This window comes from Catenulispora rubra (assembly GCF_015356825.1).
Lineage (GTDB): Bacteria > Actinomycetota > Actinomycetes > Streptomycetales > Catenulisporaceae > Catenulispora > Catenulispora rubra.
Genome location: NZ_JAACYW010000278.1, coordinates 1 through 15,216 on the forward strand (window position 1 = coordinate 1; position 15,216 = coordinate 15,216).

Consider the following 15,216-nt stretch of genomic DNA (forward strand, 5'->3'; position numbering starts at 1 on the left):
CGCCACACCCATGCCCGATGAAGGAGCACCCCGACATGGCTCAGCGCAAGACCGTGCAGCTCGGCGGCAAGCAGCTGCGCGTCGCCACCAAACTCGCGCCGGCGACCAACGCCAAGCGCGGCTACTGCCCCACCTGCTCCGGCATCGGCACCCACGGCAAAACCAAGACCAGCAAAGCCCGCCCGTGCCGCCGCTGCAACGGCACTGGCCGCGCCACAACCCCGGCCGCAAACACCGCGGCGAAGTCGCCAGCGAAGAAGGTGGTCGCCGCGGCGCCGAAGCCGGGTCCGGCCCGCACCTCCGGGCAGACGGTGGCCGCCAGGCGCCCGGCCGCCTCCGGCGCGGGTGCGCGCACCGCCTACGGCGCCGCCGCCAACCGGCGCGCGGCCGACCGCAAGGCGAAGAAGACCACGAAGAAGACGCCGACGGTGCTGCGGTTGTTCGGGATCGGCGGCAAGCGCCTGCCGGTCAACAAGGCCATGCGCGGCTGGATCCGCGGCGCCTTCGGAACCCGCACCACCACCACGGCGCAGGCCCGGGCCCGCAACAACCGCAGCTTCGGCGAGACGCTGGCGGTCGGCGGCAACCCCGGCGCGTCCTGGTGGCGCTGCCCGCGCTGTGCAGCGTCGGAGACCGGGCTGCGCGACGCCGACACCGCTGTGGGCCGCGCCGCAGCCCACTGGGCCGGCACCCACCCCGGCGCCCCGTTCCGCCTGGACTCACAGGGCCCGAACACCACCACCGGCTCCCGGAAGGGCTGAACCTCATGACCGAGCTGATGACACAGCAGCCGCTCTCGGGCACCGTCCACCCCGTCGACGGCACCGCCGCGGCCGAGCCGGGCACGATCCGCCGGCGGCTGCCGGTTTCGCCGACCTCAGCCGCCCTCGCGCTGGCCTCGCCGGCGGTCACCGCCACCATGCTGGTGCTGGCCCGGCACTGGCCGGATCACGGAGCCCGGCACAGCAACGGCGACATGGTCGCCATCGGCGTGTCGATGATCCTCGGCGCGGCCATCACCGCCTGGGCCGCGGCGACAAAGGATGCGGTGCTGGTCGGCACGGCTGGATCCCTGACCGCCGCAGCGCTGGGCATCGGGATGATGGCTTACCCGGCCGGCATGTCCGAGCCGCTGATCGTCACTGCGGTCGCGACCGTCACTGGCTGGGTGTTCACCCGGCGCCAGTGGCTTGCGCGCGGCATCCGCCGCCAGGATGCAGCCGAGCGGCAGGCCGACCGGGACCACGAGGCGAACGTCGTCGGCATGCAATGCCAAACCGCCATCGAGGTCACCGCACTGCGCGAGCAAGGCGCCACCAACCGAGAAAAGCTCCGGCAGCTCGGCAAAACCAAGCGCGCCGAGCTGCGCCTGGACGCCGCCGAATACGACGCGCTGAAGACCGAACGCGACACCCGACGCCGGCACTTCATGACCGTCAGCCCGACTGCCGCTACGGCGATGGACCAGCCCGGCCCGGCCGCCGCGGACTCGCTCAGCGCGACGGCCCGCGATGCCCTGGACGCCGCGCCCCGGCTTCAGATCGAGCCCGCCCCGGCCGCCGTCGACGACTTCGCTGACCTCGCGGCGGCCCTCGGCGTGCTGCGCATGACGGCATGACCACCTCCACCTGAATCCTCCGGCCACCGAACCCGGTGACCGGCCGCCCACCCGGAAGGAACCCGAAACCCATGCCCATCCCTGCGCGAGACGGCCTCGTGCCTGTGGCGATCGAGTACCACCTGGCCGACGAGCCGCGACCGACCGCCTACACCCGATTCCTGGCCGAGGAAGCGATCGGCTTGCTGCTGCTGGTCATCGACGCACTCGCCGAGACCGACGACACCGAGCACCTCCACCGCTTGGCCGGCGCGCTGACGCTCGCGACCAGCGGCCAAGACCTCACCTCGCTCACCTGACGATCGCTGAACCCGACGACCACCCGCACCACGACACGAAGGAGAACCACAACATGACCATCACCAACCCCAACAACGTCGACGTCGACGTCGACGTCGACGTCGACAAGCAGGACGAGGCCACCGCGCTGCGGCTGCTGGTGTTGGAGGCGTTCGGCACGGACGAACAGCTGCCCGTCACCGAACTGCTCGCCCGCATCGCCACCGTCAACCCCGGCCTCGGCACCAACGCCGCCGCCCGATCCGTGTTGGCCGAGATCGACATGACCCCGTTCAACACCAACGGCAGGCGCTACTACCGGCGCCCGGCCGCCGAACCGGTCTTCGACGCCCCGCAGCTGCGCGCCGCGGTCGTCGCCGCCTTCGACACCGCCGACCGCATCGAGGCCGACGAGCTGTACGAGCGGCTCGGCGACATCGACCCGCACCTCGTGGCGAACCTGGCCAAGCTGAAGTCCGGCCTGGCCGAGATCGGCATGACCCCGGAGAACGGCCCTGAGAACGAGCGGTTCTACCAGCGCTCGGCGGCGATCGGCCCGGTGCCCGGCGGCGAGCAGCTGCTGGCCGCCCTGTCCGGCATGGTTCAGACAGGCCGCGCATGGCAGGCCGCCGCCAACGCCCGGGCGAAGGCGAAGCGTTACGCCGAGCAGCAACGCATCAGCCGCGAACGCGCCAGCGCCGCCGCCGGATGGTGGCGCCGCGACTTCCGCATCGCCGACGTCGAGCCGCCGATGCTCACCTGGGTCGGCTACCCGCTGCCCGACGGCCGCGACCGCCAAGGCGACCAGGAAGCAGACCGAATCCATGCCCTGGCCTTCCTCGGCAACGGGGTGTTCCTGGCCCACCGCTCCCGCACTGTCAACGGCGTCGAGTACTCCAACACCGAGCACGTCGGCCTGGTCATCGCCGCGTGCGGCGGCTGCGGCCAGCACCACGAGCACCGCGTGAAGAACACCACCGGCCTCGGCGACGTCCTGGACCTGCTGGCTGAGCGGTCCTGCCTCGGCAACACCGGACAGCACGCCAAGTTCTGATCCCGCCCGGTGCGCGGCGCCTCAAGTCCGCCAAGACACGCCGCCGCGCACCGGCATCCCAGCCCATCGATCACTTCAGGAAGGGACACCACCCATCATGACCGAACCGCTCGTGACCATCGACGACGCGTCCGACCGCTCGCGCGCCTCCGACGGCGTCTCCCGCTATGGCGCCTACCTGCGCAAAAGCGCCGAGGAATTCCGCGACACCTGGGACGACACCGTGGCGCCCCCGGTCGAGTACGCCGCCGCGGCGTGGCGAAACGCCACCGGCCCGATCATGGTCCCCGGCTACGCCGAGATCCGCAACGACATCAACGGCATCCGCATCACCGCCGATGAGTCCGGCGACGGCAACTACGCCATCGAGGTCACCATCCCGCTGAACCACCGCGCGCTCAAACCGCTGTTCCCCAGCTACCTGGGCCTGCACGATTTCGGCGACTGGTACACCGAGACCTCCCCGTTCAGCGAGCACGGCTCGTTCTGGGACCCCAAGTACACCCGGGCGCTGCTGCTGACCACCACCCGGCTGCTGATCCCGCTCGCCGAGTCGATGCTGCCCACCCCCAACCCGGACACCCCCGCCAGCACCGTGTCCCTGGCCGACGCCAAGGCCTCGGTGCGCGCGGTCGCCGACATCGTCAACCGGCAGGCCGGCCCGGTCGTGGAATCCCTGCGGAGCGCCCGGTGAACGGCCCGACGGTGTACGAGGGCTGGTGGGAAGTGCCCGACGGGCTGCTGCTCGCTTCCCAGCTGGCGGCGATGGACCTGCCGCGCATCCCCGGCGGCGAGGTCGCCGGGATCGTGCAGGCCGAGAACTGGCACGCCCGCGGCCGCGACGACCAGTTCAGGCTGTACCGGCTCAGCGACTCCCTGCCCTCGACCGCGTCCGCAACGCAGCTGGAAGCCGCCGACGCCAAGCGCACCAAGAACCGGGTATACCGCTGCGAGGAGTGCGGGGCGTTCAGCGAGCAGGCGCTACCCCGCTACCCGCTCGACGACCAGCTGCTCAAGAACATCGAGCCGCGGTACCTGTGCCGGTGCTGCCGCCACATCACCCGGCTGACCGGCTACCAGGCCCACCACGGCGCGCGCCGCGCCGCCGCGGCCCGCTGGGCGGCGACCATGGCCGCCGCCGGAGCAGCACTTGCCGTGACCGCGGCCGAGGTACGGCCCGAGGGCACCACACCGTCCGGGAAGCGGCATCCGATCACCGGAATCGCTGTGCTCGCCTTCGACATTGCGGACGGCCGCAAAGTCTTCGACGCCACAGTCCTGCGCCGCCCGGCCAAGGCCGGGCAGAGAACCAAGGAGCAGCTGGACCCCGAGCCCGGCGCGAAAAGACTCCGGGCCGCGATCGAGGGCAGGAGCCTGATCGGCTGGACCCTCAAGGACCTGGAGCCGCTGCGTCCAATCCTGGCCCCGAACAGCGGTCGCCACGTCGCCCTCGGCGAGGAGGCGCACGCCCGCGTCACCGACTGGCGCAGCGACATCGACGTGCGCACCGGCCGACCCCGCGCCGCCACCAACCCGGGACGGCCGGACCGCCTCGCCCTCCTGATCCGCCGTATCGCCACCACCACACCCGCTGGATCCGGCCCGCGAAACCAGGAAGAGGCCGACCGGTGACCGTGTACGTGGACGACCTCGGATGCCCGGCTACGGTCGGCGGCCTCAACGCGCGCTGGTCCCACCTCATCGCTGATGACGCCGCCGAGCTGCACGCCTTCGCGGACCGGCTCGGCCTGCGCCGCGAATGGTTCCAAGACCCCACCGTCAACGGCAAGCCCAAGGCGGCGCCGGGCACCCGGGCCGCCGAGAACTGGCACTACGACGTCACCGCGTCCAAGCGGGCCCAGGCGATCCGCCTGGGCGCGGTCGCCGTGTCCTACCGAGACCTCCCCGCGATCATCAACGCCCGCTACGAAACGCGCCGCCAGGCCGAGGGGAGCACATCGTGAGCGTCACCTTCACCGACATCTTCTGCGGTGCCGGCGGATCCTCCACCGGCCTGGTGAACGCCGGCATGGAGCTGAAGCTGGCAGCGAACCACTGGGAGCGGGCGATCGAGACCCACTCCGCCAACCACCCCGGCGCCGAGCACCTGTGCGCGGACATGGACCACTACGACATGCGGCGCCTGCCGGACACCGACGTGCTGTGGGCCTCGCCGATCTGCACCGAGGGATCACCCTCCGGAGGGCGCAAGCGCCGCTCGCGCAAGAGCCCCGGGATTCCGGGCCAGGAGGGCATCCAGGAGCTCGGGTATGTGCCGCAGACCGGGTTCGAGCGCACCCGCGCCACCGCCTACGACATCCTGCGCGCCACCGAGGTGCACCGCTACAAGGTGGTGATGTACGAGAACGTGCCTGAGTTCGCTACCGACTGGGAGCTGTACTCCTGGTGGGTTCAGGGCTTCAGGGTGCTCGGCTACCGGCACGTCGCCGTCTCCGTCAACGCCGCGCATATCGGCGGGGCCGGCAACGACCCCGCAGCGCAGTGGCGCGACCGGTACTTCGGGATGTTCGTCGCCGACGGGCTGCCGCTGCCGGACCTGGCACCGCGCCCGACCGCCTGGTGCCCGGTGTGCCAGACCAACGTGGCCGCCATCCAGTACTGGAAGGACACCCCGGTCACCCGCCGGTACGGCAACATCGGCAAGTACCGCGACCAGTACGACTACCGCTGCCCCAACGGCAGCAGGTGCCGGCACGCGGTCGTCGAGCCCTACGTCGCCCCGGCCGCCTCGATCATCGACTGGGACGACCGCGGCGTGCTGATCGGCGAGCGCGCCGAGCGCAAGATGCGCCCGCTGGCGGCGACCACCGTCGCCCGGATCGAAGCCGGGCTGGCGATGCTCGGCAAGCGGCGGATGGTGGTGACCGTCAACCACAAGGGCCACGACGGCCGCGCCTTTGACCCTGGCACCGGCCCGCTGCCGACCCGGACCGGGAAGATCGGGGAGGCGGTGGTGGTGCCGTGCGGCGGCACCTGGAACACCACCCCGTACCTGACCGACCGGCCGCTGCGCACCCAGACCGGCACCGAATGCGAGGCCCTGGCGATCCCACCGGACGCCGCCGATGCGTTCGTGGTCGAGTACCGCAACCACGCCACCGCCTCCCCGGTCACGGCACCGATCGCCGCGGTCACCGCGCAGGGCAACCACCACGGCCTGGTCATCCCCTACCGCAAAGGCCTGACCAAGACCACCGACGAGCCGCTGCTGACCATGGCCACCGTGGACCCGGCCGGGCTGGCCCGTCCCGCGCCGTCGGTCCAGGAATGCCACTACCGGATGCTGCAGCCGCGCGAGCAGCTGCTCGCCCAGCGCTTCCCCCGCGACTACATCGTGCACGGCAACCGCGGCGAACAGACCATGCAGGCCGGCAACGCCGTCCCGGCCAACGTCGCCCAATGGCTCGGTGGCAAAGCCCTCGCGGTGCTGGCATGACCCGAACCCGGGACCGGGCCTGCACCGGCAAAAAGACACACATCAGCTGCGCCGCCGCCGACGAAGGCTGCCACACCCACCGCCGTACCTCCTGATCCCCGCCCGGTGCGCGGCGCCTACCCGTCAATACACGCCGCGCACCGGTGCCCTGTTCCAGCACGTGAACCGCCGAGAAAGGGACCACCCCATCATGACCGACACCGCACAGAACGCCGACGCCGAGCCTTGGCACGGCGACGTCGGTGGCGAACCCGGACCCGAGCAATGGTCCCTGCCCAAGGACGAGGACGCCGAGCGGGCCGTCCTCGGGGCGATGATGCTCTCCCCGGCCGCCCTGGCTGAGGTGCGGCCGATGCTCACCGGCGCCGACTTCTACCGGCCCGCCCACGAGCAGATCTACAACGCCATCACCGAGCTCGCCGACGCCGGACGCCCGGCCGACCCGCTGGTGGTCGCCCAGGCGCTCGGCGCCGAGCTGCAACGGCTCGGCGGCGCGCCGTACCTGCACACCTGCATGGCCGCGGTGCCGACGGCCGGATCGGCCGGGTGGTGGGCGCAGATCGTGCTGGACAAGGCCTACGCCCGCCGGGTCATCGAGGCCGGCACCCGGCTGGTGCAAATCGGCCGCTCAGCAGAGATCGACGACCCGCTGCGCACCCGCGTCCGCACCGAATACGCCGCCCTGGTCGAGACCGAGAAGCGCGGCTGGGACCAGCCCGCGCCGCTGGGCTCGGCGGCGGCCAAGCTGCCGGAGTTCCCCGGCCAGGTGCTGCCCAAGTGGCTGGCCATGCAGGTCGCCTCGGTGTCGGAGTACACGCAGACGCCGATGGACCTGGCCGGCACCGTCGCCCTGTCGGCGCTGTCGGCCGCCTGCGGCGGGCGGGCGAAAGTCGTGGTGCGCAAAGGCCAATGGACCGAGCCGGTGAACCTGTACACGATCAGTGCGCTGCCGCCGGGAACTCGCAAGACCGCTGTGTTCAACGCGATGATCCGGCCGCTGAAGAAGGCCGAGAAGGACCTGGTCGCCTCGGCCCGGCCCCGCAACGCCGAGCAGCGCGCGATGCGGCAGATCGCTGAGGAGCGCGCCGCGCGCACCGCCACCGCCGCGGCCAAGGCCAGCCTGGCCGACCGTGCCGGTGCCGAGGCCGACGCCCGCGAGGCCGCGCGGGAGCTGGCCGAGACGCCGGAGCCGCACGATCCGCAGCTGATGACCGACGACGTGTCGCCGGCGAACCTGGCCACGCTGCTGGCCCAGAACGGCGGCCGGTTCGCGATCCTGTCGGATGAATCAGAGATCTTCGACATCATGGCCGGGCGCCACACCTCTGGCGCCCCGGCCATGAACGTGTTCCTTAAAGGCCACGCCGGATCCGAGCTGAAGGTCAACCGCACCACCCGCAGCTCCGACATGGTCGACGAGCCCGCGCTGACCATCGGCGTGTGCACCCAGCCGGTGGCCCTCTCGGCGCTGGCGGCGATTCCCGGCGCGGCTGGACGCGGGCTGCTGGCCCGGTGGCTGTTCACCATCCCCGAGGTCGCGATCGGGTACCGCAACACCAAGCCGGACCCGGCCGACCCCGCCATCGGCGCCGAGTACGACGCCACGATGACCTCGCTGATTCTCACCATGTTCCAGCGCACCACCGTGGCCGAGCTCGTCCTGGACGCCGAGGCCGAGAAACTCCTCGACGCCGCGGGTAAGGACTACGAGGAGAGGATGCGCGACGGCGAAGCGCTGTCCGGCCTCCGGGAATGGTCCGGCAAGGCCGTCGGTGCCGCCGCCCGGATCGCCGGCCTGCTGCACCTGGCCGAGCACCTGCGCGACGGCTGGGGCAAGCCGATCAACCGCGCCACCATCGAGGCGGCGCTGGCCATCATGGACTACTACACCGCCCACGCCCTGGCCGCGTTCGACCTCATGTCCACCGACGAGACGATCGTGCGGGCCCGCGCCGTCCTGGACTGGATCGAGCGCACCGGCACCGACCGGTTCACCGCCCGGGACCCCTTCAGCTCCATGTCCCGCAGCCGGTTCCCGAAGATCACCGACATGGACGCGGCCCTGTCTGTCCTTGAACGTCACGGCTACATCCGCCGACTTCCCGAAGCACCAATCGCAGGACGCGGGCGACCGCCGGCACCCACCTACGAAACCCACCCCGACATCGGAACCTGACCCTTACATCCGTCACACACCGTGACGGATCAAGGTCAACGGACCACGGCGATGCGGAGCCCACACCCCTGCCGCACCGCCGCAGAATCCGCAGAAATCAATTCTGCGGATTCTGCGGCGACGCGGCGGCCCATCGGCCGACTAAAACACCCCGTCCACGCCCCGAAACGTAAGGGGCGCCAACCAAAGGAGCAGAATCCCATGACCACCAAGTACGTCCCTCGGGTCGGCACGGCACAGCGTGGCGGCACCCGCCCGTGGTGCTGCGACGGCTCGTTCGTCTACCGCTACGAACCCGACGAGGTCACCGCGGCCTGCGTCACCGACGCCCCCGGATCCTCGGAGAAGATCGGCCACACCGCCCGACTGCTCGCCGAAGTCGCCGCGCGCATGGCCGCACGCCGCTCGGTCTTCTCCGGGCTGACCGCCGCCGGCGAGCTCGTCGCCTTCCCACAGACCGACGACGACGCCCGCTCCGACGCCGTCGCGGTCGTGGCCGTGATGTGGGACGCCGGAGCCTCGATCGGATGGGTCGGCGACGCCCGCGGCTGGTCCTGGGACGGACAGACCCTCACCCAGGTCACCACCGACCAGACCATGGCCGCCTGGCTCGCAGCCCGCGGCAGCGAACACACCGGCCTGGAGATCTCGGCCGATCTCATGGACTTCGGCAACGCCTTCATGCGCGTCTCCCTGGCCACCGCCTCCGCTGCAGCAATCCGGGAAGCCCGGGTCGACGCCGACCTGACGGTCATCCTCACCAGCGACGGCGTCCACGACGCACTCGGCCCTGAACGCATGACCGAGATCGCCCGCACCCACAGCGACGACCCGCAGGCATTGGCCGAGGCCCTGGCCGCCGCCCCAGACATAGACGAAGACGGCTACCGCGACGACGCCACCGTCGTCGTGCTCGCCCCGCCGACCGCAACGACCAAGGAAGAAGGCTGACCACGATGCCCACCACCAACCACCCGCTGCTGCCCGGCTACACCATGCCCGACACCGTGCTGGAGCAGGCCAGAGCGGCCCTGCGCACCCACGCACCTGACCTGCCGGAGCTGACGCCGGCCGCCCTGGCCAGCCGACGCGGGATCTGCCTGGTCCCCAACGTCCGCGGCGAGGTCTCCAAGCTGGAGATCACCCTCACCAGCACCCCCGGCCGCACCATCAAAGTCAACGCCTGGCACGCCCCCGACATCCGCGACCTCGACCGACGCTGGCCCCACAACCACCGCTGGTCCCACATGCGGTCAATCGCCCTGCAGCACGACAACAGCGCCGCCTACAACGCCGAACTGTGGCGATTCACCGACGACGGCGCCCTGACGATGCAGCCCTACACCCAGCTGCCCGGCGGCGACCACACCATGGCCCACCACGAATTCCACGAGGTCGTGGCGACCGACGCCGTCCTGTGGACGGTACTTCTCGGCGACGCCTCCGTGCCCGGCGACTGGGGCGTGGCCGACCCCGAAACCGGCCGGTACCACGACAACAGCACCCTCAGTCCCGACCCGAACTTCAGCGCGCGCTTCGCCGACCTGAATCCGCACTGGATGACAACCGGCACCAACTCCCTGCTGGCCTGACCGCAATCCCGCCGCCAGGACTCACGCTTCACGCAGACAGCTCTGGCGGCGGGCCGACCAGCCCCACTCTTGAGGAGAACTCGATGAACAGATCGCCTTCGAAGCCCGCAGGCAACAGGGCTACAGCGGTGGGTAGCGTCACACGCGCGACCGAATCCAGCGGAGCAAGATGTTCAATCACCTACGGTGATTGGCGCCTGCCGCCGACTAGGAGGCGCTCGACGGACCCAGCTCCGCCGCTGCGGAGTCGCTGCGCTGCGCCGAAGGATCGGACATGACCGCTCCCGAGCAACCGGCTCCACGGCCGCGTAAGCCCGTCCGTCGGACCCGGGTCGCCGGCGGGCGCGGCAATCAGGTGAATATCGGCTTCACCAATGATGAGTACAGCGACCTGAGCGCCAGGGCCAACCGGCTCGGTATAAGCGTGCCGCGGATGCTGCATGAGAAGTCCCTCGAAAACGACCCGGCGGCCGTGCCCGAGCGGCGACAGCACTATCGCGAGCTGATCGGGATCCGGCTACTGCTCGCCCGGCTGAGTACCAACGTCAACCAACTCGCCCGCCACGCCAACTCAACCGGCCAGTTCAAACCGGAGACTGGTGCCGCCCTCGCTGCGGTCGTCCGAGCCGCGCAACGGGTGGAAGCGCAGATCGCGCAAACGACCCCACCGCCTGCGCTCACCGACGAGGAGGGCGACGAGCCGTGATCGTGAAGATCTCCGAGCGCGGAAGTACGCCTGTTGGCTTGACCTGCTACCTATTCGGAGCCGGGCGCCATAACGAGCACACCAACCAGCGTGTCATCGCCGCCGACGATGTGCTCGGACTGGTAGCCGGAACCCGCCTAACCACAACAACGAACCGGAATGAGGTCATCGCGATCGGCCATGACCTGAACGGTCCGCACGCCCTGTTCGGCACGTCCTTCCCCGGCGGCCACGTCTGGCATGCCTCGATCGCCATCCCCGCCGGCGATCGCCAACTCACCGACGCCCAGTGGGTCGAGGTAGCCAGCGAAACCGCGTCGGCCATGGGCTTCACCATGAGTGAACGGCGGGCCGGATGCCGCTGGGTTGCGATCCACCACGGACTATCAACCGCCGGCAACGACCACATCCACCTGGTCGCCTCCCTGATCCGTGATGACGGGACGAAGGCATCCGTGTGGAACGAGCGGCGCACCATGTCCAAGGTCGCTGCTGACCTGGAGCGCCACTTCGGCCTGGCCGTGGTGGAAGGCCGCAGCGGCGCAGGCCTGCCCGGCCTAACCCGCGCCGAGCAGGAGATCGCTCAACGCAAAAACCAGCCCGAGCCTGCCCGGCAGACCCTGAGCCGCACCGTGCGCGCAGCTGCATCGGCGTCCGTCGACGAGGCCGAGTTTCTGCGCCGGCTGCGCGCCGCTGACGTTGGCTGCCGTCCCCGCTTCGCGGACGGCAGCAATGTCGAGGTCGTTGGCTACTCCGTCGCCCTCCGCCCAGACCACGACGAGCCGACCGTTTGGTTCGGCGGCGGCCGACTCGCTCGCGACCTCACCTTGCCTCGCCTGCGCCAGCAGTGGCCGGACACAGTCGAACAGCGCCAGGCCGCCGTCGTGCTGTGGACCCACCCGACCGAACAGCGCCCCGGCCGCGAAGCCGAGAGTTTTCCCGCCGAAACCTGGGATCAGGCTGCGCAGCGCGTCGCCGAAGTCCTCAACCACCTCGCCGGCACGGCAGCTGGCGACACCGCGACCTGGGCGGCGGCAGCGCGGGAGTCAGCCGGGATATTCGCCGCGCTAGCGACCCGCTTCGAGAGCGGACCTGGGCCAATGGCCGCCGCTGCCGACGCCTTGGCCCGATCAGCGCAAACCCGCCGCGGCAGACCAAGGCCCCTTCGTACCGGCCCGGTGATGCGGCTTCACGGCGTGCAGGCCGTCGTAGCCAACGCCCAACTCCGCAAGAAGAACGAGGCCGCAATGCGGCACATGTTCTGGATCACGCTGCACCTCATCGAAGCCATCGCCTCCGCGCACTCCGCGCGCAATGAGCCGCTCGCCGCACAACGTCTCACCCGAATTGCGCACCACGACTTCGCAGCCGCAGTAGTTCGTGGTCAGCCGCCATCGGAGATACAACGACCGACCGCGCTCTCATCGCGAGACGCAGTCCGCGAGAAGGGCCGGTGATGCCGGTTTCGGTCCGCACGACAGTGGCCGGCGCCTCAGTTCTGCCCGCACCACGGCAAAGCCTAGGTAAAGGTTCAGCGTCGAGGACACGCTTTCACGGCTATCGACGCCGCTATCGGGCCGTCAAAATCAACACTCGCAGTGTATGTCCTGAAGATACCCGGGAGTCGAATAGCCCTATATGCAACCTTTGAGCGATTCCCTTCTTGATCAATCGACCTTCGAAGTGCCAGAACCATCGATATCAACACTGCCAGTGTCACCACTGGCAGTGTCTTGATTTGTCCATCGGACCACCTCAGCCTGACCTAGTCACGTAGGTGGGGCCGGGAACCGGTGGAGAGGTGCGTAATGGGCGTTTCGAATCGAACAGCCGAGACCAGCTGCGAGCCCCTGCGCCGGAAGGCGCTGTCAGAGCTGGTAGGCGGGTTCACCCGCCACGAATTCGTGTTCGTATTGAATGAGAGCCCTGAGACCCCGCCACGTTTTCCTGTACGCGGCGAAAGCCCTGAGGCGACCGCAGTGCTGTTGGAGACAGCCGTAGACGGTTTCATTGCTCTCGGCGCTGACCGGCTTCAGAAGATGGTGGCCATCTACAACTTCCATTGCGAGCAGGCCGCCGAGGCAGCCAGGCGAGATGACATGCCTAGCTTCTGGTGGTGGATCCATCAATCCGAGGCGATGACGGGAGGGAACGGTCGAACGGGTCACCTACTCGACCTGGCGGACGCCCTGGTCCACCACCGAGAGCGGCGCGATGGGCTGTGCGCCCGCCCGTGCTGCGACCGGCAATGGTGGACTAAGCGCGGTTTTCCCCGTCCGGACATGCCTCCCGAGAATCACCGCGCGAACTACACAGGGCGTGATGCCGTGCCGGCCCCGGATCTCCCGGACTGACAAGAGGCGAAGCCTTGTCCGAGGTCATCGCCTTCGAACGGGCCGTTCAGAGTTCGGGGCAGCTGAGGGCCTACCGACGGACACCATTCGCCTCCCCCTGCTCAGCATCTTCTGCGTCGAGGGCGCGAAAGGCCCTGAGCAACCCCCGTGCCACGCGGATGTCTATGACGTAGGCGTCCTTGTCACGGCTCACCAGCGTTGCCGGAAACACCAGCTGCTTCTTTACGCTGCGTTTCAAACTGTTCACCGCACCGCCCAGCTCATTGACGTCCCACTGCGGCGGAACGCCCTTGCTGTTGATCTTGTCAAGGACTTCAGCGACTACGATCCGTGGCGCGTTCTCAGCGATGCAACGCAGCACTGTGGCGGATTTTGGAATCAATCCCGCTATGAGCGCGTACAGCCTCTGCTCGTTCCAGTCTCCTAGCAGCAGCTCGGCGCTGAGCCCATCGTGCAGTACCGGGACCGGCGACTCCTCCCGCTTATCGTCAGGTCGGCCAAAGGCTGCCCGAAGTGCGGCAAGCGCGTTGTCGTAGGTGTCCGTCTCTGTGTCGATGGTGATTCGCACGTTCCCTCTTCCCGAGCCGTGTTCCTGACTGGAGCCACGTACACCATCCACGCTGGCGCAGCCTGGCGTGTCCATCAACCCCTTCGCTGCGGGCCGAGAGGGCGGTATAACCGTGGTATGGCCGAAACCGAAAAGCTTGCAATCAGCCTCCCCGCTGACCTGATCGCCGAACTGCGCGAGAAGAAGGATCTGGGGGAGATCAACTCTGTCTCCGGACACATCGCCGACCTACTCCGTCGCGAGCAAGAGGCCACCGACGTTCAGGCTGTCTTTTCCCGTTTGTTCGGCGACGACCAGCGCCCAGCGCCTGAGCACTACGGCTGGGCGCGGCACGCGCTCGGCGTCCAGGAGGACTAGGAGCCCACGTGACTGATTTGATGGGCGGACGTGTCCTGGACTCCAGTGCGCTCGCGCAGGCAGCAGCTGGCAGCCTCTACATGCGGGCACTCTTCGAAACGGCCCGACAAAGGATGATCCAGCTACTGGTGCCCGCGACCGCGCTCTCGGACGCGATCGCCGAAACCGAGAGTCCCGCCGGACGCGAGTTGCTTCAGCTCGTGGCACGCTTCCCCATGGTGACCGTGAAGGCACTGGACGAGAGTGACGCGTTGGCAAGCGGCCTGCTGCGCGCAGAGAGGCTCCCCACCGCATCCACCTCCGCCGGCCATGTCGCGTTCTACGCCGCTGAGCGTGGGTGGCCGGTCGTCACGAGCCTTCCTGACGCGCTTCGGGCGCTGTTCCCGGGGGTCGAGATCGAGAGCCTCCCGTGATTGGCCCGGGCACTCTGGGGGACTTTGCCGGACTGGTCGCCGGCGCATGCGTTGCGGTCTACGTCGCCAGGGACGTTCAGCGACGCCGGCGTCCGAAGCACTCCCCGCTCGATGCCACCCCGAGCCAGCGCGTCGGCTACCACCCCATACGTGTGAAGCAGGTCTACCAGCGTGCACGGACCGGCACGAAAGCCATCGTCGTATGGCAAGAAACAGGGCAGCGTCAGGACACATGGTTCGAAGGCACTTGGCCACGCCAGGGAACACGACTGTACGTGCGGGGAAAGGTCGGATACGGCCCCCACAACCACAACCCCAGCGTGCTGTACCTCTACCCCGGCGACATCATCGACCCCTGACGCTTCCGACTTCTGGAATGAAACGTGGAATGAGGGACGCGTGAAACCGCTGGTCAACCGTGGAATGAGTGGCTCAACCTGCGGCATCGTTGCAGGTGGAAGCCTCATGGCGACGAAACGGCGGGCTCGTAATGCGTAGGTCATCGGTTCGATTCCGATAGGAGGCTCCGCGAAAGCCCAGGTCAGACTTTGTCTAACCTGGGCTTTTTCGTTCCCCCTAGAGCTTGCCCAGCGCGGTCTTGGCCAGTGTTGTCAGTGCGTCGGCTACCGGGGGCGGGGGGAG

Annotated in this window: 18 protein-coding genes; 17 read left to right on the forward strand and 1 reads right to left on the reverse strand. The window is 69.1% G+C overall.

The window, feature by feature from the left end:
• Positions 1-35 precede the first annotated feature (35 nt).
• From GWK61_RS43735 to GWK61_RS43800, 14 genes are all read left to right on the forward strand, one after another.
• Positions 36-761, forward strand: a complete 726-nt coding sequence (locus GWK61_RS43735) for a hypothetical protein (RefSeq protein WP_194918189.1) — start codon at positions 36-38, stop codon at positions 759-761.
• Between the two features lie 5 nt (positions 762-766).
• A complete protein-coding gene (locus GWK61_RS43740; protein WP_194918191.1) occupies positions 767-1,618 on the forward strand; it encodes a hypothetical protein in 852 nt (283 codons plus the stop codon).
• A gap of 71 nt (positions 1,619-1,689) precedes the next feature.
• Positions 1,690-1,917 (forward strand): hypothetical protein, encoded by a 228-nt coding sequence (locus tag GWK61_RS43745; RefSeq protein WP_194918193.1) that lies wholly within the window; start codon positions 1,690-1,692, stop codon positions 1,915-1,917.
• A 53-nt stretch (positions 1,918-1,970) separates the two neighbouring features.
• Positions 1,971-2,951: a hypothetical protein gene (locus GWK61_RS43750; RefSeq protein ID WP_194918195.1), complete on the forward strand. Its 981-nt coding sequence runs from the start codon at positions 1,971-1,973 to the stop codon at positions 2,949-2,951.
• A 97-nt stretch (positions 2,952-3,048) separates the two neighbouring features.
• Positions 3,049-3,645: a hypothetical protein gene (locus GWK61_RS43755; protein ID WP_194918197.1), complete on the forward strand. Its 597-nt coding sequence runs from the start codon at positions 3,049-3,051 to the stop codon at positions 3,643-3,645.
• On the forward strand, positions 3,642-4,583 hold the full coding sequence (locus GWK61_RS60140; RefSeq protein WP_194918199.1) for a hypothetical protein: 942 nt from the start codon (positions 3,642-3,644) through the stop codon (positions 4,581-4,583). Before GWK61_RS43755 ends, GWK61_RS60140 begins: the two co-directional genes overlap by 4 nt.
• Entirely contained in the window at positions 4,580-4,915 is a 336-nt protein-coding gene (locus tag GWK61_RS43765) for a DUF4031 domain-containing protein (protein WP_194918201.1), read from the forward strand. Before GWK61_RS60140 ends, GWK61_RS43765 begins: the two co-directional genes overlap by 4 nt.
• On the forward strand, positions 4,912-6,408 hold the full coding sequence (locus GWK61_RS60145) for a DNA cytosine methyltransferase (protein ID WP_194918204.1): 1,497 nt from the start codon (positions 4,912-4,914) through the stop codon (positions 6,406-6,408). The genes GWK61_RS43765 and GWK61_RS60145 overlap by 4 nt, the downstream gene beginning before the upstream one ends.
• A gap of 190 nt (positions 6,409-6,598) precedes the next feature.
• Entirely contained in the window at positions 6,599-8,584 is a 1,986-nt protein-coding gene (locus tag GWK61_RS43775; protein WP_194918205.1) for a DUF3987 domain-containing protein, read from the forward strand.
• A gap of 201 nt (positions 8,585-8,785) precedes the next feature.
• On the forward strand, positions 8,786-9,535 hold the full coding sequence (locus GWK61_RS43780) for a PP2C family serine/threonine-protein phosphatase (RefSeq protein ID WP_194918207.1): 750 nt from the start codon (positions 8,786-8,788) through the stop codon (positions 9,533-9,535).
• Between the two features lie 5 nt (positions 9,536-9,540).
• Positions 9,541-10,176: a hypothetical protein gene (locus GWK61_RS43785; protein WP_194918210.1), complete on the forward strand. Its 636-nt coding sequence runs from the start codon at positions 9,541-9,543 to the stop codon at positions 10,174-10,176.
• Between the two features lie 274 nt (positions 10,177-10,450).
• On the forward strand, positions 10,451-10,882 hold the full coding sequence (gene mobC, locus GWK61_RS43790) for a plasmid mobilization relaxosome protein MobC (protein WP_194918212.1): 432 nt from the start codon (positions 10,451-10,453) through the stop codon (positions 10,880-10,882).
• Complete coding sequence (locus GWK61_RS43795; RefSeq protein ID WP_194918214.1) at positions 10,879-12,339, forward strand: relaxase/mobilization nuclease domain-containing protein; 1,461 nt, start codon at positions 10,879-10,881, stop codon at positions 12,337-12,339. The genes mobC and GWK61_RS43795 overlap by 4 nt, the downstream gene beginning before the upstream one ends.
• A 351-nt stretch (positions 12,340-12,690) precedes the next feature.
• Positions 12,691-13,236 carry a hypothetical protein gene (locus tag GWK61_RS43800; protein WP_194918216.1) on the forward strand — a complete coding sequence of 182 codons (546 nt, stop codon included), beginning with the start codon at positions 12,691-12,693 and terminating at the stop codon, positions 13,234-13,236.
• Positions 13,237-13,306: 70 nt separating this feature from the next.
• Here GWK61_RS43800 and GWK61_RS43805 read toward each other — a convergent pair whose 3' ends face one another.
• The gene (locus GWK61_RS43805; RefSeq protein WP_194918218.1) at positions 13,307-13,804 is read right to left on the reverse strand and encodes a hypothetical protein; all 498 of its coding nucleotides are present in this window, start codon (positions 13,802-13,804) and stop codon (positions 13,307-13,309) included.
• 117 nt (positions 13,805-13,921) lie between these two features.
• Here GWK61_RS43805 and GWK61_RS43810 point away from each other — a divergent pair, with 117 nt between their 5' ends.
• The 3 genes from GWK61_RS43810 (at position 13,922) to GWK61_RS43820 (ending at position 14,933) form a co-directional block, all read left to right on the forward strand.
• On the forward strand, positions 13,922-14,161 hold the full coding sequence (locus GWK61_RS43810) for a hypothetical protein (RefSeq protein ID WP_194918220.1): 240 nt from the start codon (positions 13,922-13,924) through the stop codon (positions 14,159-14,161).
• Positions 14,162-14,169: 8 nt separating this feature from the next.
• Positions 14,170-14,574: a hypothetical protein gene (locus GWK61_RS43815; protein ID WP_194918221.1), complete on the forward strand. Its 405-nt coding sequence runs from the start codon at positions 14,170-14,172 to the stop codon at positions 14,572-14,574.
• A gap of 152 nt (positions 14,575-14,726) precedes the next feature.
• Complete coding sequence (locus GWK61_RS43820; RefSeq protein WP_194918223.1) at positions 14,727-14,933, forward strand: hypothetical protein; 207 nt, start codon at positions 14,727-14,729, stop codon at positions 14,931-14,933.
• Positions 14,934-15,216 lie beyond the last annotated feature (283 nt).

Excerpts from the sequence above, each read along its gene's own strand:
- GWK61_RS43735 (WP_194918189.1), top strand. The coding sequence starts at position 36 with ATGGCTCAGCGCAAGACCGTGCAGCTCGGCGGCAAGCAGCTGCGCGTC.
- GWK61_RS43740 (WP_194918191.1), top strand. The coding sequence starts at position 767 with ATGACCGAGCTGATGACACAGCAGCCGCTCTCGGGCACCGTCCACCCC.
- GWK61_RS43745 (WP_194918193.1), top strand. The coding sequence starts at position 1,690 with ATGCCCATCCCTGCGCGAGACGGCCTCGTGCCTGTGGCGATCGAGTAC.
- GWK61_RS43750 (WP_194918195.1), top strand. The coding sequence starts at position 1,971 with ATGACCATCACCAACCCCAACAACGTCGACGTCGACGTCGACGTCGAC.
- GWK61_RS43755 (WP_194918197.1), top strand. The coding sequence starts at position 3,049 with ATGACCGAACCGCTCGTGACCATCGACGACGCGTCCGACCGCTCGCGC.
- GWK61_RS43775 (WP_194918205.1), top strand. The coding sequence starts at position 6,599 with ATGACCGACACCGCACAGAACGCCGACGCCGAGCCTTGGCACGGCGAC.
- GWK61_RS43780 (WP_194918207.1), top strand. The coding sequence starts at position 8,786 with ATGACCACCAAGTACGTCCCTCGGGTCGGCACGGCACAGCGTGGCGGC.
- GWK61_RS43785 (WP_194918210.1), top strand. The coding sequence starts at position 9,541 with ATGCCCACCACCAACCACCCGCTGCTGCCCGGCTACACCATGCCCGAC.
- mobC (WP_194918212.1), top strand. The coding sequence starts at position 10,451 with ATGACCGCTCCCGAGCAACCGGCTCCACGGCCGCGTAAGCCCGTCCGT.
- GWK61_RS43800 (WP_194918216.1), top strand. The coding sequence starts at position 12,691 with ATGGGCGTTTCGAATCGAACAGCCGAGACCAGCTGCGAGCCCCTGCGC.
- GWK61_RS43810 (WP_194918220.1), top strand. The coding sequence starts at position 13,922 with ATGGCCGAAACCGAAAAGCTTGCAATCAGCCTCCCCGCTGACCTGATC.